Origin of the sequence: Hymenobacter sp. BRD128, from assembly GCF_013256625.1 — a bacterium.
GTDB lineage: Bacteria > Bacteroidota > Bacteroidia > Cytophagales > Hymenobacteraceae > Hymenobacter.
In genome coordinates, this window is record NZ_CP053908.1 from 3,491,308 (window position 1) to 3,512,825 (window position 21,518).

17 protein-coding genes are annotated in these 21,518 nt (G+C 61.9%); 15 read left to right on the forward strand and 2 right to left on the reverse strand.

The features are described from left to right. Positions 1-77: 77 nt before the first annotated feature. Positions 78-647, reverse strand: coding sequence for a Crp/Fnr family transcriptional regulator (locus GKZ68_RS15430; protein ID WP_254244027.1), 570 nt, complete (start codon positions 645-647; stop codon positions 78-80). A gap of 87 nt (positions 648-734) precedes the next feature. Here GKZ68_RS15430 and glyA point away from each other — a divergent pair, with 87 nt between their 5' ends. Then, on the forward strand, positions 735-2,042 hold the full coding sequence (gene glyA / locus GKZ68_RS15435; protein WP_173116334.1) for a serine hydroxymethyltransferase: 1,308 nt from the start codon (positions 735-737) through the stop codon (positions 2,040-2,042). 180 nt (positions 2,043-2,222) lie between these two features. Then, positions 2,223-3,107: a twin-arginine translocase subunit TatC gene (gene tatC / locus GKZ68_RS15440; RefSeq protein ID WP_254244028.1), complete on the forward strand. Its 885-nt coding sequence runs from the start codon at positions 2,223-2,225 to the stop codon at positions 3,105-3,107. Between the two features lie 69 nt (positions 3,108-3,176). Here the strand turns inward: tatC and GKZ68_RS15445 are convergent, their stop codons facing one another. Beyond that, complete coding sequence (locus GKZ68_RS15445; protein ID WP_173116336.1) at positions 3,177-4,607, reverse strand: hypothetical protein; 1,431 nt, start codon at positions 4,605-4,607, stop codon at positions 3,177-3,179. A 235-nt stretch (positions 4,608-4,842) separates the two neighbouring features. Here GKZ68_RS15445 and rbfA point away from each other — a divergent pair, with 235 nt between their 5' ends. From rbfA to GKZ68_RS15510, 13 genes are all read left to right on the forward strand, one after another. After that, positions 4,843-5,277: a 30S ribosome-binding factor RbfA gene (gene rbfA / locus GKZ68_RS15450; protein ID WP_173116338.1), complete on the forward strand. Its 435-nt coding sequence runs from the start codon at positions 4,843-4,845 to the stop codon at positions 5,275-5,277. Positions 5,278-5,327: 50 nt separating this feature from the next. Then, complete coding sequence (locus GKZ68_RS15455; protein WP_173116340.1) at positions 5,328-6,137, forward strand: bifunctional 2-polyprenyl-6-hydroxyphenol methylase/3-demethylubiquinol 3-O-methyltransferase UbiG; 810 nt, start codon at positions 5,328-5,330, stop codon at positions 6,135-6,137. 181 nt (positions 6,138-6,318) lie between these two features. Continuing rightward, the gene (locus GKZ68_RS15460; RefSeq protein ID WP_173116342.1) at positions 6,319-7,551 is read left to right on the forward strand and encodes an FtsX-like permease family protein; all 1,233 of its coding nucleotides are present in this window, start codon (positions 6,319-6,321) and stop codon (positions 7,549-7,551) included. A 107-nt stretch (positions 7,552-7,658) separates the two neighbouring features. After that, complete coding sequence (locus GKZ68_RS15465) at positions 7,659-10,658, forward strand: DEAD/DEAH box helicase (RefSeq protein WP_173116344.1); 3,000 nt, start codon at positions 7,659-7,661, stop codon at positions 10,656-10,658. Between the two features lie 120 nt (positions 10,659-10,778). Beyond that, the gene (locus tag GKZ68_RS15470) at positions 10,779-12,125 is read left to right on the forward strand and encodes a hypothetical protein (RefSeq protein ID WP_173116346.1); all 1,347 of its coding nucleotides are present in this window, start codon (positions 10,779-10,781) and stop codon (positions 12,123-12,125) included. Positions 12,126-12,192: 67 nt separating this feature from the next. Further along, positions 12,193-12,645, forward strand: a complete 453-nt coding sequence (locus GKZ68_RS15475) for a hypothetical protein (protein ID WP_173116347.1) — start codon at positions 12,193-12,195, stop codon at positions 12,643-12,645. Positions 12,646-12,759: 114 nt separating this feature from the next. Then, positions 12,760-13,416, forward strand: a complete 657-nt coding sequence (locus GKZ68_RS15480) for a hypothetical protein (RefSeq protein ID WP_173116349.1) — start codon at positions 12,760-12,762, stop codon at positions 13,414-13,416. A 146-nt stretch (positions 13,417-13,562) separates the two neighbouring features. Then, on the forward strand, positions 13,563-14,312 hold the full coding sequence (locus GKZ68_RS15485) for a hypothetical protein (RefSeq protein WP_173116351.1): 750 nt from the start codon (positions 13,563-13,565) through the stop codon (positions 14,310-14,312). Positions 14,313-14,487: 175 nt separating this feature from the next. Then, a complete protein-coding gene (locus tag GKZ68_RS15490; protein WP_173116353.1) occupies positions 14,488-15,924 on the forward strand; it encodes a hypothetical protein in 1,437 nt (478 codons plus the stop codon). After that, on the forward strand, positions 15,879-18,047 hold the full coding sequence (locus tag GKZ68_RS15495; protein WP_173116355.1) for a hypothetical protein: 2,169 nt from the start codon (positions 15,879-15,881) through the stop codon (positions 18,045-18,047). The genes GKZ68_RS15490 and GKZ68_RS15495 overlap by 46 nt, the downstream gene beginning before the upstream one ends. After that, a complete protein-coding gene (locus tag GKZ68_RS15500; RefSeq protein ID WP_173116357.1) occupies positions 18,028-19,395 on the forward strand; it encodes a hypothetical protein in 1,368 nt (455 codons plus the stop codon). The genes GKZ68_RS15495 and GKZ68_RS15500 overlap by 20 nt, the downstream gene beginning before the upstream one ends. A 9-nt stretch (positions 19,396-19,404) precedes the next feature. Next, positions 19,405-20,823 (forward strand): hypothetical protein, encoded by a 1,419-nt coding sequence (locus GKZ68_RS15505; protein WP_173116359.1) that lies wholly within the window; start codon positions 19,405-19,407, stop codon positions 20,821-20,823. Between the two features lie 12 nt (positions 20,824-20,835). Then, positions 20,836-21,504, forward strand: a complete 669-nt coding sequence (locus tag GKZ68_RS15510; RefSeq protein ID WP_173116361.1) for a hypothetical protein — start codon at positions 20,836-20,838, stop codon at positions 21,502-21,504. Positions 21,505-21,518: the final 14 nt, after the last annotated feature.

The following is a 21,518-nucleotide window of genomic DNA, read 5'->3' on the forward strand; positions in this document are numbered from 1 at the left end:
CGCTGAAATTGTCTGGCAAAGGAACCGGCGCCGCCAGGGGCCTCCGCTTGCCATTTGGCAAGAAATACGCGGGCCTGCTATTTCTGCGACAGCGCCTTGCGGATGCGGCTCAGCGACGTGTCCGTAATACCCAGGTAGGAGGCAATGTGCTTGAGGGGAGCGTGCTGCGCCAAATCGGGGCTAGCCCGCAGCAGGCTTTCGTAGCGGGCCGCGGCGGGCTCGGTGATGGTGGCCAGCATCCGGGTTTTGAGGGCCGCGAAGCCCCGCACGAGCACCGCCCGCCCAAACTCCCGAAACTCGGGGTGGCCGTGAAACAGGGTGTTGAGCTGCGCGAAGCTGATGCGCCAGCCGGCGCAGTCGGTGAGAGCCTGCAGATACTCCTGCGAAGGCGTGCGCTGAAAAAACGAAGCCACCTCAAACACCACTTGCCCCGGGCCATAAAACCCCGTCGTGACGTCGTGCCCGGCCGTGTCGTAGGCAAAGGCCCGCACCAAGCCCGCCTCCAGAAACAGGTAGTCGTTGCTGACTCTACCGGCTTCCAGCAGAAAGCTATGCTTACTGAGGTGCAGGTAACTAAACTCGGCTGCTATTGCCTCGGCCTGCCCCACCGTGAGCAGGGCAGTGCTTTGTAAGAAGGAAACGAGCATTTCTTGGGCCATGCGAAAAAAGATTAACTGGTGAATGGCCAGCCACTACGAAGAAACACTCGGGTGGCCGGTCGTACTTTTGAGGCTATGCAAGCCACTGCCCCCACCTCCGCCGTTGCCGCCGGGCGCGACACCGCCGTTTTCGACCTCATTGCGCAGGAGCGCCAGCGCCAGACCCACGGCCTGGAGCTGATTGCCTCCGAGAACTACGTCTCCGACCAAGTGATGGAGGCCCAGGGCTCGGTGCTCACCAATAAGTACGCCGAGGGCCTGCCCGGCAAGCGCTACTACGGTGGCTGCGAAATAGTTGACCAGGTCGAGCAGCTGGCCATCGACCGCGTGAAGGAGCTGTTTGGCGTGGCCTGGGCCAACGTGCAGCCCCACTCCGGCGCCCAGGCCAACGCGGCCGTGATGCTGGCCTGCCTCAACCCTGGCGATAAAATTCTGGGCTTCGACCTCAGCCACGGCGGCCACCTTACCCACGGCTCGGCGGTCAATTTTTCGGGCAAGCTCTACCAGCCCAGCTTCTACGGGGTAGAGCAAAAAACCGGCCTCATCGACTGGGACAAGGTAATTGACACCGCCCGCCGCGAGCGCCCCAAGCTGATTATCTGCGGCGCCTCGGCCTACTCGCGCGACTGGAACTACGCCGCCCTGCGCCACGCCGCCGATGAGGTGGGCGCCCTGCTGCTGGCCGACATTTCGCACCCTAGCGGCCTCATCGCCAAGGGCTTGCTCAACTCGCCCTTTGAGCATTGCCACATCGTAACCACCACCACGCACAAAACCCTGCGCGGCCCGCGCGGCGGCCTCATCATGCTTGGCCAGGACTTTGACAACCCGTTTGGCCTGAAGACGCCCAAGGGCGACATCCGCCCCATGTCGGCGCTGCTCGACTCGGGCGTATTTCCCGGCACGCAGGGCGGGCCCTTGGAGCACGTCATCGCGGCCAAGGCCATTGCTTTTGGCGAGGCGCTGGGCGAGGGCTACACCCGCTACGTGCACCAGGTGCAACGCAATGCCCAGGCGCTGGCCAAGGAATTCCTGAGCCGGGGCTACGACATTATTTCGGGTGGCACTGACAACCATTTGATGCTCATTGACCTGCGCTCGAAGGGCCTTACCGGCAAGCTGGCCGAAAGCACCCTAGTACAGGCCGACATCACCATCAACAAGAACATGGTGCCCTTCGACGACAAGTCGCCCTTCGTAACGAGCGGCATCCGCATCGGCTCGGCCGCCGTAACTACCCGCGGCCTGGTCGAAGCCGACATGACGCGCATCGTGGAGCTGATTGACGAGGCCCTCCTGCATCACGCCGACCCTAGCCGCATCAGCGGCGTGCGCCAGCAGGTGAACGAGTGGCTGCAAGGCTACCCGCTGTTTCAGGCGTAAAGCCGTACAAGCCGGCTAGGCGGCTGGGCCGTATAACAGTCGTCTGTCATTGCGAGCGCAACGAAGTGGAGCGCGGCAATCCTTCCTTGTCGTACTCCTGGCGAAAAGGAAAGATTGCCGCGCTTCACTTCGTTGCGCTCGCAATGACAACAGATTATTAACTACTTCATTACTTAAGCATTGGCTTCCCCCGCTCAAAAATTTCAGCAGAACCGCGCCGCCGCCGAAGGCGAAGCGGAGATGTCGTTTATCGACCACCTGGAGGCGCTGCGCTGGCACATTATCCGGGCGGCCATCGCGGTGGTGGTGTTTTCGCTGGTCGCGTTTTTCAATAAAAATTTCCTGTTTCACGACCTGATATTGGGGCCGTCGCGCTCAGATTTCTGGACGTACCAGACGTTTTGCAAAATCGGGCATATGTTCGGCTCGACCGACCCGTGCGAAAACCAGGTCAATTTCATTATCCAGAACCGCGAAATGAGCGGGCAGTTGACCATGCACATCAGCACCTCCTTCATCGTGGGTATCTGCTTGGCCTTCCCCTACTTATTTTGGGAGTTGTGGCGCTTCGTGAAGCCGGGCCTGTATCCGCACGAGCGGGCCAACTCGCGCGGGGCGGTGCTTTTCGTGTCGATTCTATTCGTTCTGGGCTTGCTGTTCGGCTACTACATCGCCGCGCCGCTGAGTATCAACTTTCTGGCTTCGTACACCGTCGATGCTACTATCCAGAACCAGATTGACTTGCAGAGCTACCTGAGCACGCTCACGACCATGACCTTGTCGTGCGCCTTCGTGTTTGAGCTGCCCATGATAGTATTTTTCCTGGCCAAAGCCGGCCTCGTGACGCCCGAGCTGATGACGCTCTACCGCAAGCACGCCATTGTGGTCATTCTCATTATTGCGGCCATCATCACCCCGCCCGACATCTCGGCCCAGATTATCGTCACCATCCCCATTTTGCTGCTCTACGAGCTTAGCATTCACATTGCCCGCGTGGTGCGCCGCAACAGTGCCGCCCGCCTCAATCAGGAGCTAGCCGCGCAAAATGCTAAGCCGGTGGGCTAGGCCCATCCGTTAGCACATTAACCGAAAAAGCCCCGCCGAGTAGTACTCGGCGGGGCTTTTTCGTGCCTATTATTTACTTGATTGATAAGCGCCGGGTACGCCGGGCACCGGCTCGTAAGCCCCGAATACCTGGGGCAACAAGTGCCGCAGCTGGGGCAGCAGCTGATTCTGGTCCAGGATATAGGCCGGGGGGCGCGGGCCGAGGCTGCGGCCGATGTGCACCACGGCGGCGTACTCGTGGAGGTGGTTGAAATCGGCTTCGGCCAGCGGCCAGTCGAGATAAGGCCTAGCGGCGGGATGCGCGAGGTAGGCCCGGCGGTCGGGACCGAGCACCAGCACCGAGCGGCCTGCCGCCAAACGCCGGTAGGCGGGATTGAGCTGCGGGGCAAAGGCACTCTCGGGCGGCAGGCGCAGCAGGCTAGCCAGCCCCGGCACCAGGTCGCGGTAGCGCAGCACTACCACCAAACTCAGCACCACCACAAACAGCAGCTCGGGCAGCCAGCCCGCCCGGCCCGGCAGCTGCTGCCACAGATACAGCCCAAAATACGTGAGCGGCGGCAGCAGCAGCAGCAGCGAGCCGGGGGCTAGCCCGCGCCCCACCGCCAGCACCACCAGCGCCACCAGCAGCCACACCAGCATTAATTGGCGAAATTTGCTTTGGAACACCAGGCCCAGGGCGGTGCCGCCCGCCCGCAGCAGCGCCAGCAGCAGCAGCACCGCCACGCCGGCCAGCAGCGGCCAAGCCACGGCGGGTGGCAGGCCATCGGTGGCGGCCACGGCGGGGCGCAGGCCACGGTCGAGGTGCATGACGCTGAAATTGGGCAGCGCCCCCACGTACAGAAAAACCGTGGCTACCAGCGCGTAGGGCGATAAAAACCCGCACACCAGCAGCAGCCCGCTCCGAAAGGAATTGGCCGCGAAGATGAGCACCGCGAAAAGCCCGAGCAGCACAAAAAAGGCCAGCGGCAGGTAGCACAGCGCTGCCAGCCCCACCAGAAACCCCGCCCGAAACAGCCGGCGGTTGTCGTAGCCCTCGCGCGAAGTGGGCAGCAAGGCACTGAGTGCGAAGATGATGAACGTATGCCCGATGAGCAGCGGCGACAGCGTGTCGAGGTCGGCGGTGAGGCTAGCCACCACCAGGTAGGTGAGGCCCGCCAGGTAGCCCCGCTCGGGGTGCACGTCGGCGCGGTTGAGCACGGCATTGAAGCGCAGCGCCTGCACCAGCAGCAGCCCCAGCGCGGCAGCCCGGTACAGTAGCAGCGGCCGGCTCCAGGCCAGCTCCAGCACCCCGGCGGCGGCGGCGGCCAGCGGCGCAGTGCCGTCGTAGAGGTCGCGGTAGGGCCAGGCACCGCCGGCCACACCCTCGCCCAGCACCAGCAGGCGCAGCTCGGCCGCCGACACGGGTACGCCCAGCCACAGCAGCGGCAGCCGCAGGCCAAGCACCAGGGCGAGCAGCACCAGCAATTGGGCCGGAAAGGAGCTTTTAAAAAAGCGAAGCACAGTGAAAAAGTAATTTGGCCCCGCAAAGGTGCGGGCAGAACCCGCGTACTGCCTCAACTACCGGCTCTGGGGCTAGCGGGCAGTAGCGCGGACTTCCAGTCCGCGAGTTCGTAGCGCCCGCCTAGTCGCGAACTGAAAGCCCGCGCTACTGCCTGCCAAACCGCTTTGCTTACTTACCGGGCCGCGCACGGCGCGCGTTGCCGGGCAGCGTACCTTTGTGGTTTAGCAAGAAGTTATGGAAAGCAAACGACAACAAAAGATGGCTAGCCTGCTGCAGCAGGAGCTGGCCCAGGTGCTGCAGCGCGACCTGCCGCACCTGTTCAGCGGCGGGCTGGTGCCCAGCATCAGCACCGTGAAGGTGACGCCCGACCTGGCCGTGGCCCGCGTGTACCTGAGCCTGCTCATTGGCAACGACGCGCCCGAGCGGCTGGCGGCCATTAAGGAGCACACCAAGGAAATTCGCCACGCGCTGGGTAAGCGCATTCGCAATCAGGCGCGGGTAGTGCCCGAACTGACGTTCTTTCACGATGACAGCGCTGCCTACGCCGCCCACATGGACCAGGTGCTCAGCAAGCTCGACATTCCGGCCGCCCCGCCTGCAGACAGCGACGATGATTCGACCACCGACGTCCCGCGCCCGCGCCTGTTCAACCCTAAAAATGAGGAATAGACTTGCGCAGAAGCAATTTCTATTTCTTAACTCATAACGCCTGATTACCCTTGTACTACGACCCGATTAAGCGCAGCCTGGGCAACGTCTTCAACCGCTCGCCGTGGCTGCGGCGCCTGTTTTATCACCTGCTCGACCTGCTGCTGCTGCGCACCTGGCACGTGCACCGCGAGCTGCGCCAGTGGGCGCGCGGCCGCACCCGCGAGCCGCTCAACATCCTCGATGCCGGTGCCGGCTACGGCCAGTACAGCTACTGGCTCAGCAGCCTGAGCAGCCTCTGGCAAATCCTGGCTGTGGATGTGAAGGAAGAGCAAGTGGCTGATTCCAACAACTTTTTCCGGGCCATTGGCCGGCCCCAGGTGCAGTTTGCGGTGCAAGACCTAGTATTATATCAGGAGCCCAACTCCTTCGATTTGTCCATCGCGGTGGACGTGATGGAGCACATTCTGGAAGATGTGGAGGTGTTTCGCAACATCCACGCCTCGCTCAAGGATGGCGGCATGCTGCTTATTTCGACCCCTAGCGACCAGGGCGGCTCCGATGTGCACGCCGACTCCGAAACGAGCTTTATCGAGGAACATGTGCGCGATGGCTACAACATCCACGAGATTCAGCAGAAGCTGCGCACGGCGGGCTTCGAGCGCATTGAGGCGCGCTATAGCTATGGCGAGCCGGGCCAGATTTCGTGGCGCCTCAGCATGAAATACCCGATTTTGATGCTGGGCAAGTCCCGCTGGTTTTTCGTGCTGCTGCCGTTCTACTATGCCGTAGTTTTCCCGTTATGCTTGTTGCTCAATTGGTTTGATGCGCGCACCACGCACGACTCCGGTACTGGCCTCATCGTAAAAGCCTGGAAATAGGCTATCCGCACAAAGCCACTCTATTGCCCGGCTTTTACTTTTAGCTCTTGCCCGCTATGCAACTAATGAGGAAGGTTGAAGGTCAACAGGAACAATGAAGCGCGCCTTGTGAAGCCGGAAGACTTACTAAACGACCAATGGCGCAGAGCCAGCTAGCCCGATTTTGCGTACAAGCCCGCCTGTGAACGTACCTCTCCTCATTGCCCGCCGCTACTTTCTTTCCAAGAAAAAGCGCAACATCATTACCATCATCTCTAACATCTCGATGGTGGGCGTGGCGGTGGGCACGGCGGCGCTCATTATCGTGCTTTCGGTGTTTAACGGCCTCGAAGACCTCGTGCGCTCGCTCTACGGCAAGTCGGACCCTAGCCTGGTAATCGCGGCCCGCCAGGGCAAGTCATTTTCCATTGATACTTTGCTGCTTACCAACGTGCAAACCACGCCCGGCGTGGCCCTGCTCACGGAGGTTATTGAGGATAATGCCTTGCTGCAATACCACGACCGCCAGATGGTGGTGAAAATGCGCGGCTTGTCGGAAAACTACTTCGGCCAGATTCCCATCGACTCGAACCTGCTGGCTGGCGACCACCGCCTGCGCCGTGGCGAGCGCGAATACGCCCTGGTGGGCGAGGGCGTGCAGCGCGAGCTCGGCATCGTGCTCGACAACCGGCTAGCCCCATTGCGCCTGCTGTACCCGCGCCAGGAACCGGGACGTAAAACCCTGAACATCAATCCCGAAAAGGCGTTCAACGAAGAAACTATCCTGGCGGGCGGCATCTTCCAGATAGAGCAGCACCTCGATGACAGCTACCTCTTCGTGCCACTCACTTTTGCCCGCCGCCTGCTGGGCTACGGCAACCGCCGCACCGCCCTCTATGTGCGCGTGGGGTCTAGCTTCAAGCTCAGCAAGGTGAAAGAAGACCTGCGCGAGCGCCTTGGCACCGGCTTCACAGTGCTCGACTCCGACGAGCAGCACGTAAGTCTGCTTAAGGCCATCAAGATTGAGAAGCTGTTCGTATTCATCACGTTTGCTTTTATTCTGCTCATCGCCTCGCTCAACATCTTTTTCTCGCTTTCGATGCTGGTTATCGACAAGCGTAAGGACATTGCCGTGCTCCAAGCCATCGGCGCTACCGAGCAGACAGTGCGGCAATCGTTTTTGTTGGTCGGGGCCATTGTGGCGCTGGTGGGCGCCGTAGCGGGGCTGGCGCTCGGCATTGGCGTGTGCTGGGTGCAGCAAACTTTTCACGTTGTGAGCATGGGCATGGCCACGAGCGTGGTAGATTCCTATCCGGTGAAAATGCAAGCAACGGACATCTTTTTTATCGCACTGGCTATCATCTCGATAACCTTGGCAGTATCTATTCGGCCAGCGCTGAATGCCGGACGAATGCAAATTCGGGAAAACCTCTAGCTAAGCTGAACCGTAAGCGGTGCCAGGCGGCGCAGCGTATAAAACTGAGCAAAATCAGTCGGGAATCCCGGCCGCGCGGGCTAACTTGCGCGTTCTCGTGCTCGGCTATGAATGTTTCTACTGCACAACCATTCCAATTAGTTTACTCGCTGTTCGCGCACGAGTATCTGGGGCATCTTTTTACGGCCCATGTGGTGCAGCTAGGCCCAAGCGGGCGCCTGACGCTGCAACACCAAACGATTTCGGCCAAAAACGCGCCCGAATTTGCTGAAGGTCTGGAGAAAGACGACTACGAGCTCATCGCCCTCTGCGACCAACTGCAGCAAGACGCGGTTATTAAGGAATTCTGGCCCCGTAAAATCTCGGCGGCCGATTTTTTCCTGAAAATATATAACCCCGAAAAAGGCGATAAGCCGATGCAGGAGGCCATTAGCCGCTATGTGCAAACGCGGCTGGGCCGGTTGCTGGCAGGCCTCAAAGGCAAGCACGTCTTTATCATGGGCCGCGATGGCGAGCCCACCTGGCGCGAGTTGCGGCTAGCCCCGGTGCCCGCCTCGGTGCTCTTTCACTTCCGGCGCAACGAAGAAAGCACGCACTATTTCCCGACGATTCAGTTTCAGAGTCAAAAGCTTGATTTTCAATTCAAAAACGCGGTGCTGGTGTGCCAGCAGCCGGCCTGGCTGCTGCTCGACGATGTGCTCTACTGCTTCCGCCACGATGTGGACGGGCGCAAGTTGCTGCCGTTTCTGAACAAGAAATTTATCACGGTGCCCCGCGCCGTCGAAAAAAGCTATTTTCAGAAATTCGTGGCCCCGCTCATGGAGTCGTTCGACGTGCACGCGCGCGGCTTCGACATTCGCACCGAGCGCTACTTGGCCCGGCCCCAGCTCACATTTTCGGATGTGCCGCCCGCCCCGCCCGGCGGCGGCCCGGTGGTGCCCGTGCGCCCACCGGGCCCGCCCCGGCGGGGCCGCGTGCCCATGCCCAAGCCGCTGGTTATTCCCGGGGCGGGCACCGACGAGGCGCCGCTGTTTTTCAACCTCACCTTTCGCTACGGCGCCTACGACCTCCCGCTGACGCCGCCGCGCGCCATGAGCGTGCAGCTGGAGGAAGACGCTGACTCTTATGTGTTTCGGCGCCTGCTACGCTCGGCCAAAGAGGAAGGAGACCGGGCCGAAGAGCTGCGCCAGCGCGGCCTGCCGCTCGACGCCGACGGCCACGCCAGCCTGCCCAAAGCCGAAGCCTTCCGCTGGCTGCACGATAATGCGCCGGCGCTGGGTGAGCTCGGCTTTCAGGTGCAGGGAGGTGCCTCGGCTAGCCAGGATTATTTCATTGGGCCGGTGCGGGTGGAAGTAGGCATCGAGGAGCGCGGCGACTGGTTCGACGTGCGCGGTACGGTGTGGTTTGGCGAGTATGCGGTGCCGTTTATCCGGCTGCGGCCCTACATTTTGCAGCGCCGCCGCGAGTACCGACTGCCCAACGGGCAGGTCGCCTTCATCCCCGACGAGTGGTTTACCGACTACTTGGAGCTATTTGCCTTCGCCGAAGAAACCGACGGGCAACCGCTGGCCCTGCGCCGGCATCACTTATCCTTAGTTAATGACTTAGAGCAGGATAACCTGGCCACTGTCACGCTTACGCGCCGCCTGGAAAAGCTGCGCGACTTTGCCGCCGTCGAAGACCGGCCGCTGCCGGTGGGCTTCCGGGGCACGCTGCGGCCCTACCAGCAGGCCGGCTACAACTGGCTGCGCTTTGTGCAGGACTACCACCTCGGCGGCTGCCTGGCCGATGATATGGGCCTGGGCAAATCGGTGCAGACGCTGGTGATGCTGCTGGAGCGCCAAGAAAGCGGGGCTAGCCAAGGCGCGGCCTCGCTGCTGGTGCTGCCTACCTCGCTGGTTTACAACTGGATGGCGGAGGCGCGCAAATTCACCCCTAGCCTGCGGCTGTTGGTGTACACGGGTACCTACCGTGACAAGAACGTGGCGCAGTTTGCTGGCTACGATGTAGTGCTGACGAGCTACGGCATCGTGCGCCTCGACACTGACCTACTGGCTAGCTATCAGTTTGATTACGTGATTCTTGACGAGTCGCAGGCCATTAAAAACCCTAGCTCGACTACGGCGCAGGCAGTGCGGCAGCTCCGGGCGCGGCACCGGCTTATCCTCACCGGCACGCCGGTCGAGAACTCGACGATGGATTTGTGGAGCCAGATGACGTTTATCAACCCGGGCCTGCTGGGCACGCAGGCGTTTTTCCGCAAGGAATTTGTGAAGCCCATCGAGAAAAACCAGGATGAAAGCCGCACCCGTAAGCTGCACGCCCTCATCAAGCCCTTCGTGCTGCGCCGGCACAAAGCGCAAGTAGCCAGCGAGCTGCCCGCTAAAACCGAGCACCTCAGCTACTGCCCGCTTACGGAGGAGCAAGCGCAGTTCTACGAAGAAACCAAGAGCTTCTACCGCAACAAAATACTAGAAAGCCTGGAGGGCCACGCGCCCACGCCGGCCGGCGGCACCCAGCTTCTACTGCTCCAGGGCCTCACCCGCCTGCGCCAAATTGCCAACCATCCGCACCTGGCCGACCAGAGCTACGAGGGCGAATCGGGCAAGATGCGCGAGATTCTGCGCATGATTCGCAGCGTGGTATCGGAAGGCCACAAAGTGCTGGTTTTTAGCCAGTTTGTGCAGCATTTAGCGCTCGTGCGCGCTGGCCTCGATGAGCGCCAGCTAGCCTACGCCTACCTCGACGGCCACACCCGCGACCGCCAGGGCGAAGTGGAGCGTTTTCAGAGCGACCCCGACCTGCAAATCTTCCTCATCAGCCTTAAGGCGGGCGGCGTGGGCCTCAACCTCACGGCCGCCGACTACGTGTTCATCCTCGACCCGTGGTGGAACCCGGCCGTGGAGGCCCAGGCCATTGACCGCGCCCACCGCATCGGGCAGCAGCGGCCGGTATTTGTGTACAAGTTTATCAGCCAGGGCACGGTGGAGGAAAAAATTCTGGCCCTGCAAAAGCGTAAGCTACAATTGGTGAGTGACTTAATAACGACCGACGAGGCCGTGATAAAGTCGCTGACGCGCGAGGATATTGAGGAGCTGCTCGGGTAGTGGCCCGCGTCGGCCTGTGCCTCTGAAACGGAGAATAGTAAGCAGTTATATCCGTAACCCCGCAATTGTCGTTACTTGCGGGCAGATGGGCGCCGCGCCGGTGCCCGCTGCTTCTTACTCATGCACGCTCGACTACCAACGGCCCGCTTTTTCTACAATTCGGCTTTTTACCCCCTAGCGGCGGCGCTGCTCGGCGGCGCGGCGCTCAGCAGCTGCGGCGGGCCGGATAAAACCACCGAGAAAACCACCGCGGCGGCCAGCAAAACGCCCGTTGCCGCCATCAGCCAAGTGAGTGTGTTTGTGGATGCCTCGACCGGGATGCGCGGCTTTATGCACCCCAACGCGCCGGGCGAAACGGGCAGCCAATTTCAGCGCTCCATCACCGAGCTACTGAGTAATATCAACGACCAACGGGCTGTTAATCAAACCGCGCCAAGCTACTATTTCGTGCAGGAGAGCACGGCTAAGGACCCGCGCACCCTGCGCCCCACCACCTACGCCGAGCTGAGTAACACCGTGAGCGAGGGCATTAAAAACCCCGCGCTAGGCACCGAAATGCCCACCATGCTGCGCGACATCCTGAAGTTGCAAAAAAGCAAGCCGGGCACGGTGAGCGTGGTTATTTCCGACTTCATTTACGCCCCGCCCGACCCGAAGCAGACCTGGAAGGTGAAGACTGACGTGAAGGATGCGCTGAATGAAGCCTCGGCCCAGGACCTGGCTATCAGCATCTTCGCGGGCACGTCGGAGTTCCGTGACAAGTTTTTTCCCGGCAACCGCACGCACTTCCAAGTGCTGCATGGCAGCCGACTGCCCTACTACGTATGGGTGCTGGGCCAGCCCGCCGCCGTGGCCGCCGCCATGCCCTGGCTGAAGCCGCTGATGGGCGCCGACTTCGAGCGCGTAAGTTTCAACACTCCGGCCCCGCCGGCGGCGGTGTTTGAGCATTTCGGCAACGTGGGCGAGTGGTACGCCGACAAAACCGGCAGCCGCCAGACCCAACCCCTCACGCTGCACTTCACCAAAAGCCTCTCGCGCCAGGAGCCGGCCGAATTTGTGCTGGGCCTCGACCTCACGAACGCGCCTACTACCGAGGCTGCCAGCCTGCCAACCAAGTTGCAACTCGACGAAGCCGGTACGGGCGCTACCCTGGCCAAAGTCTGGACCGCCCGCGACGAACCCAAGGCACCCAGTACCCCGGCCCTGGCCACCTATACCCACCTGGCTAGGGTGCACCTAGAGCGCCTGCCGGGCCGCAAGCCCGCTACGGTGCGCCTCGTGCTGCCCCGCACCCAGCCCGCCTGGGTCACCAAGTACACTACCCTTAACGATAGCAACATCGCCGCCCAAGGCCCTAAGACCTTTCTGCTCAGCGAAGTATTGCAGGGCGTGCAGGACTACTACGACCAAACGCCCGCCGGCCGCGAGGTGTGGGCGTTACCCGTGCAGCTGCAGCCGGCCGACTAAACGGCCCGTTTCTTGCCGCTAGCCCGCACAGCGTGCTTTCCTTTTCCCGAAACCCTCTTTCTATTTCATGTTTCAGAAGCTTTTCACCACCCTCTACCAGGCGCTGCTGGGCACCGCCGAGCCATCGTCGCTGATTCCGGTTTACCAAAAAAGTATTTTTCCGGGCGTGGGCCTGGGCACGCTGTTTGGCGTGGCACTCGGAGCAGCGCTGCTGTTCTACGTGATTTTTAATCGGGTGCTGACCACGTCTTTCTACAAGACTTCGCACTGGTTTATCATGCTGCTGCTCACGGCAGTAGGCTCAGCTATTCTGGCATACTCACAGGCTCGCTCGGTGGTGTATGCCAGCCTGGATGGCGAAACGCTGGGCGCCGTGGAGAAGTCGGCTTACGACCGCTACGTGCTAGGTTTTTTAGTGGTAAATGCGCTGTACGGGGCCTTATTTTTTGTACTCTGGTCGTTTGTGGTGAAGCCGCTGTCGGTGAGCGCCCGTACTACGCCAGTGCGCTGGCCCAACTAGGCGGCTGAATTCCTGGGCTTGACCCGCTCCGCTTGTCATTACGAGCCTGCGCAGCGATGGCAAGCGAGCGATAGCCAGCTTCAATAACAAACCACAAACACTTAATATCCAAGCATGTCCACGCTTTATATCTTCGGCATCGGCGGCACGGGGTCGCGGGTTATCCGCTCGCTCACGATGCTGCTGGCGGCCGGGGTCGAACTTAAGAACTGTGACCGGGTAGTACCCATCATCATCGACCCCGATGCGACCAACGGTGACAAGCAGCGCACTATTGAGCTGCTCAAAACCTACCAGCGCCTGCGCGCCCAGATAAAACCCGCCGCGCCGGGCGCGAGCACGGCTGGCCAGTTCTTCGGAGCTGACATTCAAACCCTGGCCTCGCTGGCTAGGCCCGGCGAGCAGCGCGACACGCGCGTGAAAGACACGTTTGAGTACAGCTTTAGCGGCATGGAAGAGCCGCTGCGCGACTACCTGCGCTACACCAGCCTGCCGGTCGAAAGCCAGTACTTGGTGGACCTGCTTTTTGACCCGAAAAGCCTGGATGAGAATCTGAAAGTGGGCTTCAAAGGCAGCCCCAACGTAGGCAGCGTAGTGCTGAACCAACTGGTGGACTCGCCCGAGTTTCAGTTTTTCGGCAACGAGTTTCGGGCTGGCGACCGCATTTTCTTTATCAGCTCCATCTTCGGGGCACGGGCGCGGCGGGCTTCCCGCTGCTGCTCAAGAACCTGCGCGACCGCGATGCCAACCTGCCGCACATCGAGCTGCTGAACACGGCACCGATTGGAGCGCTCAGCCTGCTGCCCTACTTCAGCCTGAAGAGCGAGGATAGCAGCGCCATCGACTCCAACACCTTCATTACGAAGACGAAGGCAGCGCTAGCCTACTACCAGCAAAACCTGCACGGCCTGAACGCCATGTACTACCTGGGCGACCAGGCGCAGAAGCAGAACGACAACCACGAGGGCGGCATTAGCCAGCAGAACAACGCCCACTTTATTGAGGTGGTGGGGGCCCTAGCGGTGCTCGACTTTTTGGATAAACCTGACAGCATCGCCCACGAGGAGCACTTCTATGAGTTTGGGCTGGAGCGCGACGAGAACGATTTGCGCTTCGAGCACTTCGACCGCCGCCAAACCTTGCCGAAGGTGGGCGAGGCGCTGACGCGCTTCCATTTCTTCGCTACCTGGCTGCAGCACCACCTGGACGAGACGATGTCGGCCACGTACGCCACTAACCTGGGTTTGAAAAACGCCTGGGACCGCGACCCGTTTTACCAGGATTTGCGCCGGTTCTTATTCGACTACAACTCGCCCGACCGGCAGTTTATCAGCTATACTGCCTGGCTGCGCGAACTGCGCGACAACTCGCGGCGCTTCCGACCCTTTAACCTGCGCGACGGCTACGACCCCCAGAACCACTGGGACAGCATGGCCGACCTACTTGAGCCGGATTTCGACAAATCAGTAGCTGGCAAGGAGCTGAAAAAGAAAGGCTTATTTGGCAAGTCAGACGTTATCGACCCTAAGCAAATCCGGGTAATGCTAGACAAGCGCCTGAGCCAGGCCGTGGCCAATGACACGGCTAGCTCGCCGGCCACGGCGCTAGTTCGCACCTTCACCGAAGTGATGGATGAGGTGGTGCACGGGCAGCAGTTGCTGCAATAGTGGGCTAGGTTACCCTAGTCACTTTTTAGGCTGTCATGCTGAACGCAGTGAAGCATCTTGCTCGCTCCGTTGCTGACGATGAAATTACTAATCCAAGCGAGATGCTTCACTGCGTTCAGCATGACGTTCTAAGTAGGAATCGTGCCGCAAATAAGCGTCTGTTTAACAGATTTTTATGAGTAACATCCTTCAGCTCCTTGACCGCGGCAAGCCCACGCTGCGCGGCTGGCAGGAGTCGGACCGCATCACGGCCGGCGAAGCCGAGAAAATGCAGGACCCCGCCGGCGATAACCCGCGCCGCACGGCCACGGCTATCCCCACCCCTTTCGGGCGCATGCACCTGTTGGAAACGGCTTTCAAGTTTGTGCGCCAGCAGCCGCAGGGCAACTCGCTCTACCATAGGCTGGTAGCCCAGTGCTGGGACATGTTGGAGCTACTGTTCTACAACAAGGCTACCGATGCCTACCGGCTGCGCTTTGTACCCTGGGCCAAGAAAGAGCAGGTAGACCTATTGGTGCAGAGCCGCGAGCCACGCATTAGGCTGCTGGGCAATACGTTGCGCTTGTACCTGGCCGACCCGCACTTCCGCGAGCTGGATACGCTCTACCTCATTTTTGCCGACAGCCGCGACGCGAGCGGTCGCGAAACCCGGCAGTTACTGGGGGGCACGTCGCCCTTCACGCTGGTATTTGCGCACCCGGCCGTGCCGCGGCTCAATATGCAGCGCAAGGGCGACGGCAACGGCTTTTACTTCGATAACCAGGTAGTGCCGCTTAATCAGCGCAGCGCTGAGTTTCAAAACTACATTTTCGGGTTGTTTGAAGTGCACCCCGAGCTGCGGCAGGAGAATTTTGCGCAGTGCATCGCGCAGTTTCTGGCTGCTACCGATAAGGGCCGCGTGCAGGCCCTAGCCGAGGAAAAGCCGAACGTGGCCACCTTCGAGCAGCACTACGAGCCGCTGCGCGACGCGCTGGGCAATGCAGTGCAGGTGCGCGGCATCACGCTGTTTAAGCAAGCCGAAGCGCAGCAAAAAACGACTTCCGACTGGTTTATTCGCTTTAATGAGCGGGTGCCGCAGACCGGTAAAATTCCGCTGGTGCTGATGCCCGGCCTCGACCTGCGCCGCAGCGACTACTTCGGCGGCACGGCGGGCACCGACCAGACTATCATTCAGTACGGCTACGAAAGCCAGCGCCTTGAAGAGCGCCGCCTCGAAACGCTAGGGGTGCAGTATCCTTTCTTGACGGTCAATGACTTCCTGGAAGACCGGCTGCTCGAAGTACCCTTCGCGGTGAACACCGAGCGCTTCTACTTTGGGCAAGTGCAGCCCGAGCCGGGTGCCCGGCCCGAGGACCGGCCGCTGCGTTTTTTGCTGCCGCTGAAGCGGGCGTGGTTCGATTATTTCGAGCCGGCCGACCTGGATAAGCAATTGCGCCTCACGCTGTTTGACAACCACGTGCAGCTGCGGCTAGCCGTGCCCGTGACCAGCGGACGCGAGGTGGTGTATGAGCGCAGCTACTACTTCCGCCCCGGCCCTAGCCAGGGGCCGATGCCCCGGTTGATGCCGTGCGCAGCGACTCGCCCAAGACACCCTACCGCGGCGGCCGCGTGAGCGCCCGCCTCGACGTGGGCGTGTTCCCGTTCTACAAGTTTGAGGGCGCGAATGCCCGCGACAACGGCCCCTACTACGTGCAGCTAGCCGACCAGAACGAGGGCACCGACCTGGCCAAGCTCAATTTTTACCAGGGCGGGCAGGCGCTGCCGACGCTCGTGCCCGGTGGCACGCGGGGCGTGCGCGCCCGCCAGCGCATGGGCCGCAACCCCCGCGGGCCGGCCAGCACCTACTACGAGGTGGTGGGCACGCACTTCGACTTTTTGGAAGTGGAAACGCCCGTAAGCGGCCAGCTCTCGGCCCCGGCCACCGGCCTGCTGGTGCCGCGCTGGCAGGTGGTGAGTCCGGGCGCCCAGCGTTATACCTTTGCTGTGGATTTTGGCACCACCAACACGCACGTGGCCTTCGCCACTGCCGACCGGCCCGAGCCGCAGCCCTTCCGCATTGGCACCGAGCGCGAGATGGAAGTGGTAATGCTGAACCGCCCGTTGCCTTCAAGCGACTTCGTGCTACCCAAGCGCTACGGGCCCGATTCGTTCGGCATGATGCCCTTGGCCGACACGGTGCGCAACCGCGAGTTTGTGCCTGCCTTCATCGGCATCGAGGGTGCCGAGTCGGCGTTCCCGATTCGCACGGCCACGTGCGAATCGCCGGCCTTTATTAGCGAGGGCAACCCGCTACTGTTTGGCAGCATCAACATTGGCTTCTACCTGAGCCGCGACGGCTTCCTGTACAACCACCCCGAGGATGGCCGCTACCGCACCAACCTGAAGTGGAACACCGAGGGCGGCGAGCGCGCCGCCGGGGTCGAACGTATTCGGGCTTATATCCGGGAGCTGCTGCTGCTTATCAAGCACAAAGTGGCGCTGAACGAGGGCGATGTACGCGCCACGCAAGTGGTGTGGTCGCGCCCGCTGAGCATGAAAACAGTGGCGCGCCGCGACTTCCACGACATTTGGTACCAGGAGTTTGAGCGGGTATTTGGCGAGGAGCCGGGCCAGCGGCTAGCCGACCTCAGCGAGTCGTGGGCGCCGTACCTGTACCTCACCGACCGCCACACCGACGGCGGCATCGTGCCCTCGGAGCGCGACAACGTGGTGAACATCGACATCGGCGGCGGCACGACCGATGTGCTGTTGCTGCGCGGCAAGAAGCCCGAGGCCACGCTCTCGTTCCGCTTTGCCGGCGACGTGCTGTGGGGCGACGGCGCCTTCGGCGGCGCGCGCCAGCAGAATGGCCTGCTCTACTACTACGTGGCCCGCACCGCCAACAAGCCCGTGAGCCAGGAAGCGGCGGCCGCCCGCGAGGTAGTGCGCGCCGCCCTGGAAAGCAAGGCTAGCTCGGCCGACGTGGTAAGCTTGCTGTTCAACTTCGATAAACAGCTGGAATTCAGCCGGGAGCTGCGCAGCGCGCGGCAGCTGCGCATTGTGCTGCTGCTGCACTACGCGGCCGTGGTCTACCACGTGGGGCAGGTGTGCCAGGCCCGGCAGCTGGCGGTGCCGCGCCACCTGTGCTTTAGCGGCAAGGGCAGCACCTACCTGCGCATGCTCGACCTCGACCCGCAGCTGGGCACGCTCACCGAGATTGGCAAGCTCATCTTGGAGTTTGCCTCCGGCCAGCCGGCCCCCAGCGATTTCCGCCTTACGCTGGTGAGCCAGCCCAAGGAAGCTACTGCCAATGGCTCGGTGCTGTGGAAGCAGGCCGGCGGCGACGCCGCCCAGGCCAAGGCCCCGGCCGAGTTTGTACTGCCCGGCGTGCTGCCGGCCGACGCGCCCGCCGGTCCGCCCCAGGCCTTTACCCTAGCCGAGGCCGAAAGCGACACCATCGAAGACGAAGTAATTGCCAACGCCCGCCGCCTGGTGCGCTTCATCACCCACGACTCGGCCGAAATCCGCGGGCTGCTCGACGAGCTGAATGTAGAAATCGACCCCGATTTTGTGTACAATTTCCTCGATGGCAAGCTGAAGGATAGCCTGCGCGCCGGCTTGAACTCGCTGCGCGACAGCGGCACCAACGCCGACGACCGCCTGCCCGAGACACTGTTTTTCTTCCCCTTCCGCGATGCCTTGTTCCAGCTGGGCCGCGAGCTTTTCAAGCGTTACTATGCCTCGCAAACGCATTAAGTTCGGCACCCTAGCGGGTGGGTTGGCCTTCGTGCTGCTTGGCTCGCCCGCCGGGGCGCAGAACCCGACTACTACGCCGCTGGCTACCAACGTGCGCCCCCCCGATGTGCGCGCCTGCTTGTGGGCTGCCACGGCGCGCTACGTCTACAACGACGACCCGACTCTGGCTAGCCTGCGCCCCCAACTGCTGCAAACTATCGACAGCAGCAGCGTGAAGGCCTTTGGCCGCCGCCTGGAAGAGACCGTGCGGCTCGAACGCAAAACGCTGGGCAAGCAAGGCCATCTGCTAAAGCTGCTGGAGCTTTACAAGACCGTTAGTACCGAAGATGACTCGCCCGACCAACTGGCTGCTGCCATTACTAACACACTGCTAGCCAATAAGCCCGGGCGTGAGTCGCAGCCCGGCTTTGTGCAGCTGCGCACCTCCCTGCACACCTTGGCCAACCCGACTGCGCTAGCGGCGGCTAGCCATCCCGCTAGCCTCACTGGCCCCGACAGTGCTACCACGGTGGTGCAACCAGCCCCCGCGGCGGCCGCAACGGCCGTGGCTAGCCCTCCTTCCCTCACGCCTATTTCTTCTACGCCTATGATTGCCTGGGTCGCGTTGGCTTTGTCGATAATCAGCCTGCTGGTATCACTTTTCAAGAGCAGCTCGCGCGGCCGGCACCGCCATAGCCACAGCGCCTCCACGCTTAGCCTGACTACTCTTACCGATGAGATGCGGGCCGAAGTGCGCACCATGGTGCAGCGCGAGGTGGGCAAGCTACCCGGCGCCCGCCCGGCGCCCGACGCCCCAGCCAAACCCGCCAGCCCGGCGCCCCCCGCCCAACCCCAGACTACGCCACCTAAAGGCACCGCCCCTAAGGCAGCCCCAGCACCCGCCGCAGGGCCGGCCGCGCCGCCTCAGCCGACGGCTAGCCCCGCCGCTGCGCCAGCCGAGCCCACCGCGCCAGTGCAGGACGATACTTTCTTCGACGAAAATTATCCCCTCGACACGGCGGCGGTTCCTCCGGCGGCCTCTCCCACGCGCACGCTCTATGCCAACCAGCAGCCCATCGACGGTATTTTCAAGCGCGATATGCTGGCCGAGGCACCCGCCTCGTACACCATTTTTGAGCTGACTACGGGGGCTAGCGCGCCCGACCAGGCGCAGTTTACAGTTACCAGCAATGCGGCGGGTCACGCCGGTTACATCGGCAGCCACCAGAATATTCTGGGCGGCGCCTGCGAGTACCCATTTCCGAAGGGCAACGTGTCGCGCATCGTTACCGACGCGCCTGGCCAGGCCCAGCGCACGCCCAGCGGCGACTGGCAGATAACCCGCAAGGCGCAGGTGCACTTCGAATAACTTCGCGGCATGGAGGCACTCGAATGGCTCGCGCTGCTCATGGTTATCGGGTTTCAGGCGCGGGCCTTCTGGCAAAGCCGGGGGGCTAGCGCGCAGCTGGCGGCGCTGTTTCCGCCCAGCAGCGCGCTGCGCCTGTCCCGGCACCACGATGAGGCGAGCGGCCAGCAGGCCGACGTGCTGCTGGCTACCGGCGCCACGCCCGACTTCGAGGCCGTGGTGCAGGACACCAATGCCTATCTGCTTAAAAACAAAGGCACTGCCGATTTCGACATTCTGCAAAGCATTGCCGAGCGCCGGGCCGTAGCCCTCGATGCCGAGGTGCAGAGCAGTACTTCTTCGCCGCTCTACATTGGGCTGATGGGTACGTTTTTGGGCGCCATTCTGGGGCTGGCCGGGCTGCTGGGCGGCAGCGGCAAGTTTGACGAAGCCGGGATTCAGGGCTTTCTGCGGGGCGTGACGGTGGCCATGATTGGCAGCCTCTGCGGACTGGGCCTCACGCTGTGGGGCAATGCCCTGTACCGAAACGCCCACCGCCAGGCCGAGCAGCGGCGCAATGACTACTACACGTTTTTGCAGGTGCAGCTGCTGCCCATTCTGCACTCCGATATGGCCGGCAGCCTGGGCAGCCTCAAGGCCGTGCTCGATGCGTTTAACCAGGAATTTCTGAGCAAGATTTACGAGTTTGGGCCGATAGTGCAGGCCCTAAATGAGAACATCAGCACCCAGAAAGGCTTCTTGGAGCAGCTCCAGAAAGTGGGCTACACCGAGATGGCCAACGCCAGCATCCGGGTTTTTGACAAGGTGGCCCAGAGCGCGCACCACTTCGAGAATTTTCTGGCTTACCAGCAGCAGCTCAACGAGATGCTGCGTCACGGCGGCGAGGTAGCCGGCAAAATCACGGGCCTGCTCGCCCGCCTCACTGGCCTCGAAACCGGCCTCAACCAAGTACCGGCCCTGGTGCAGCAGCACGCGGGCACGGTGCAGGCCCAGCTTAGCTTCTTTCGCCAAAACCAGACCGAGCTCGACCGGCTAGCCCGGCAGTCGGAGGTGTTTATGGACACGCAGTACCACGAGCTGGCGGCCGTGATGCGCCAGCGCATGACCGTGCTCAAGCAGGAAGCCGACCAGGCGGCGCGGGTGCTGGAAGACCACTTTCAGGCCCTTAATAAGGACAATGTGTACGAGCGCATTGTGCAGTACCTCAGCCCATTCAGCGAATTACCGGCCCAGCAGCGGGCGCTCAACCAATTGCAGGAGCGCCAGGCCCAGCAGACGGCCCTGGCCCTCCACAACCTGCAAGACCGGCTGGCCAGCGACTCGGCTCTGCAGCAGCAGCTGTTGCAGCAAGTGACGCGCACCAACGTGGTGCTGGAGCAGCTTACGCAGCGCAGCTGGCTCCAGAAAGCGCTGGGCCTGAACATGAAATAGCCGGCGCCCCGCATGAACCCCAACCGCCGCGACTTCTTTTGGCCGAGCTACGTGGACCTGATGACGGCCTTGTTTCTGGTCATGCTCGTGCTGTTTGTGCTCAGCTACAAGCGGTTTCAGGACAAGCAGGCTAGCCTGGAGCAGGCCAAGGCCCGGCTCGAAGTGCAGCTCAAGGAAAAGAAAAAGCTCGACGAGATACGCGCCGCTCTGGCTAGGCTCGAAGACCCGCGCTACTTCGTGTACAACCAGCGCTACAAGCGCTACGAGCTTAATTTTCCGGTCGAGTTCCAGGCCCAGCGCTACGACCTGCCCGCCGAGGCACACCAGCCCCTCATCCAGGCCGGGCGCTTCTTACTCAAGCAGATGGAAGTGCTCGACCGGGCCGACAACGTGCAGTACCTGGTAGTAGTGGAAGGCCGGGCCGCCAAAAACCCTACCCTGCCCGATACTGACCCGCGCAACCTCGACGGCGCGGCCGTGCGCCAGCTCAGCTACAACCGGGCGATGGAGGTAATCCGCCTCTGGGAAAGCGCTGGCCTACGCTTCCCGGCCAACCTGGAGCTGGTGGCCGCCGGCAGCGGCTTCAAGGGCGTGGGCCGCTACACCGGCTTCCGTGAGGAAGCGAAGAATAAGCGCTTCATCATCCAGCTTCAGCCCAAAATCGGCTCGCTGGGCAAGTAGCGCGAACTACCGGG

Excerpts from the sequence above, each read along its gene's own strand:
- GKZ68_RS15430 (WP_254244027.1), bottom strand. The coding sequence starts at position 647 with ATGCTCGTTTCCTTCTTACAAAGCACTGCCCTGCTCACGGTGGGGCAG.
- glyA (WP_173116334.1), top strand. The coding sequence starts at position 735 with ATGCAAGCCACTGCCCCCACCTCCGCCGTTGCCGCCGGGCGCGACACC.
- rbfA (WP_173116338.1), top strand. The coding sequence starts at position 4,843 with ATGGAAAGCAAACGACAACAAAAGATGGCTAGCCTGCTGCAGCAGGAG.
- GKZ68_RS15465 (WP_173116344.1), top strand. The coding sequence starts at position 7,659 with ATGAATGTTTCTACTGCACAACCATTCCAATTAGTTTACTCGCTGTTC.
- GKZ68_RS15470 (WP_173116346.1), top strand. The coding sequence starts at position 10,779 with ATGCACGCTCGACTACCAACGGCCCGCTTTTTCTACAATTCGGCTTTT.
- GKZ68_RS15475 (WP_173116347.1), top strand. The coding sequence starts at position 12,193 with ATGTTTCAGAAGCTTTTCACCACCCTCTACCAGGCGCTGCTGGGCACC.
- GKZ68_RS15480 (WP_173116349.1), top strand. The coding sequence starts at position 12,760 with ATGTCCACGCTTTATATCTTCGGCATCGGCGGCACGGGGTCGCGGGTT.
- GKZ68_RS15485 (WP_173116351.1), top strand. The coding sequence starts at position 13,563 with ATGTACTACCTGGGCGACCAGGCGCAGAAGCAGAACGACAACCACGAG.
- GKZ68_RS15490 (WP_173116353.1), top strand. The coding sequence starts at position 14,488 with ATGAGTAACATCCTTCAGCTCCTTGACCGCGGCAAGCCCACGCTGCGC.
- GKZ68_RS15500 (WP_173116357.1), top strand. The coding sequence starts at position 18,028 with ATGCCTCGCAAACGCATTAAGTTCGGCACCCTAGCGGGTGGGTTGGCC.
- GKZ68_RS15505 (WP_173116359.1), top strand. The coding sequence starts at position 19,405 with ATGGAGGCACTCGAATGGCTCGCGCTGCTCATGGTTATCGGGTTTCAG.
- GKZ68_RS15510 (WP_173116361.1), top strand. The coding sequence starts at position 20,836 with ATGAACCCCAACCGCCGCGACTTCTTTTGGCCGAGCTACGTGGACCTG.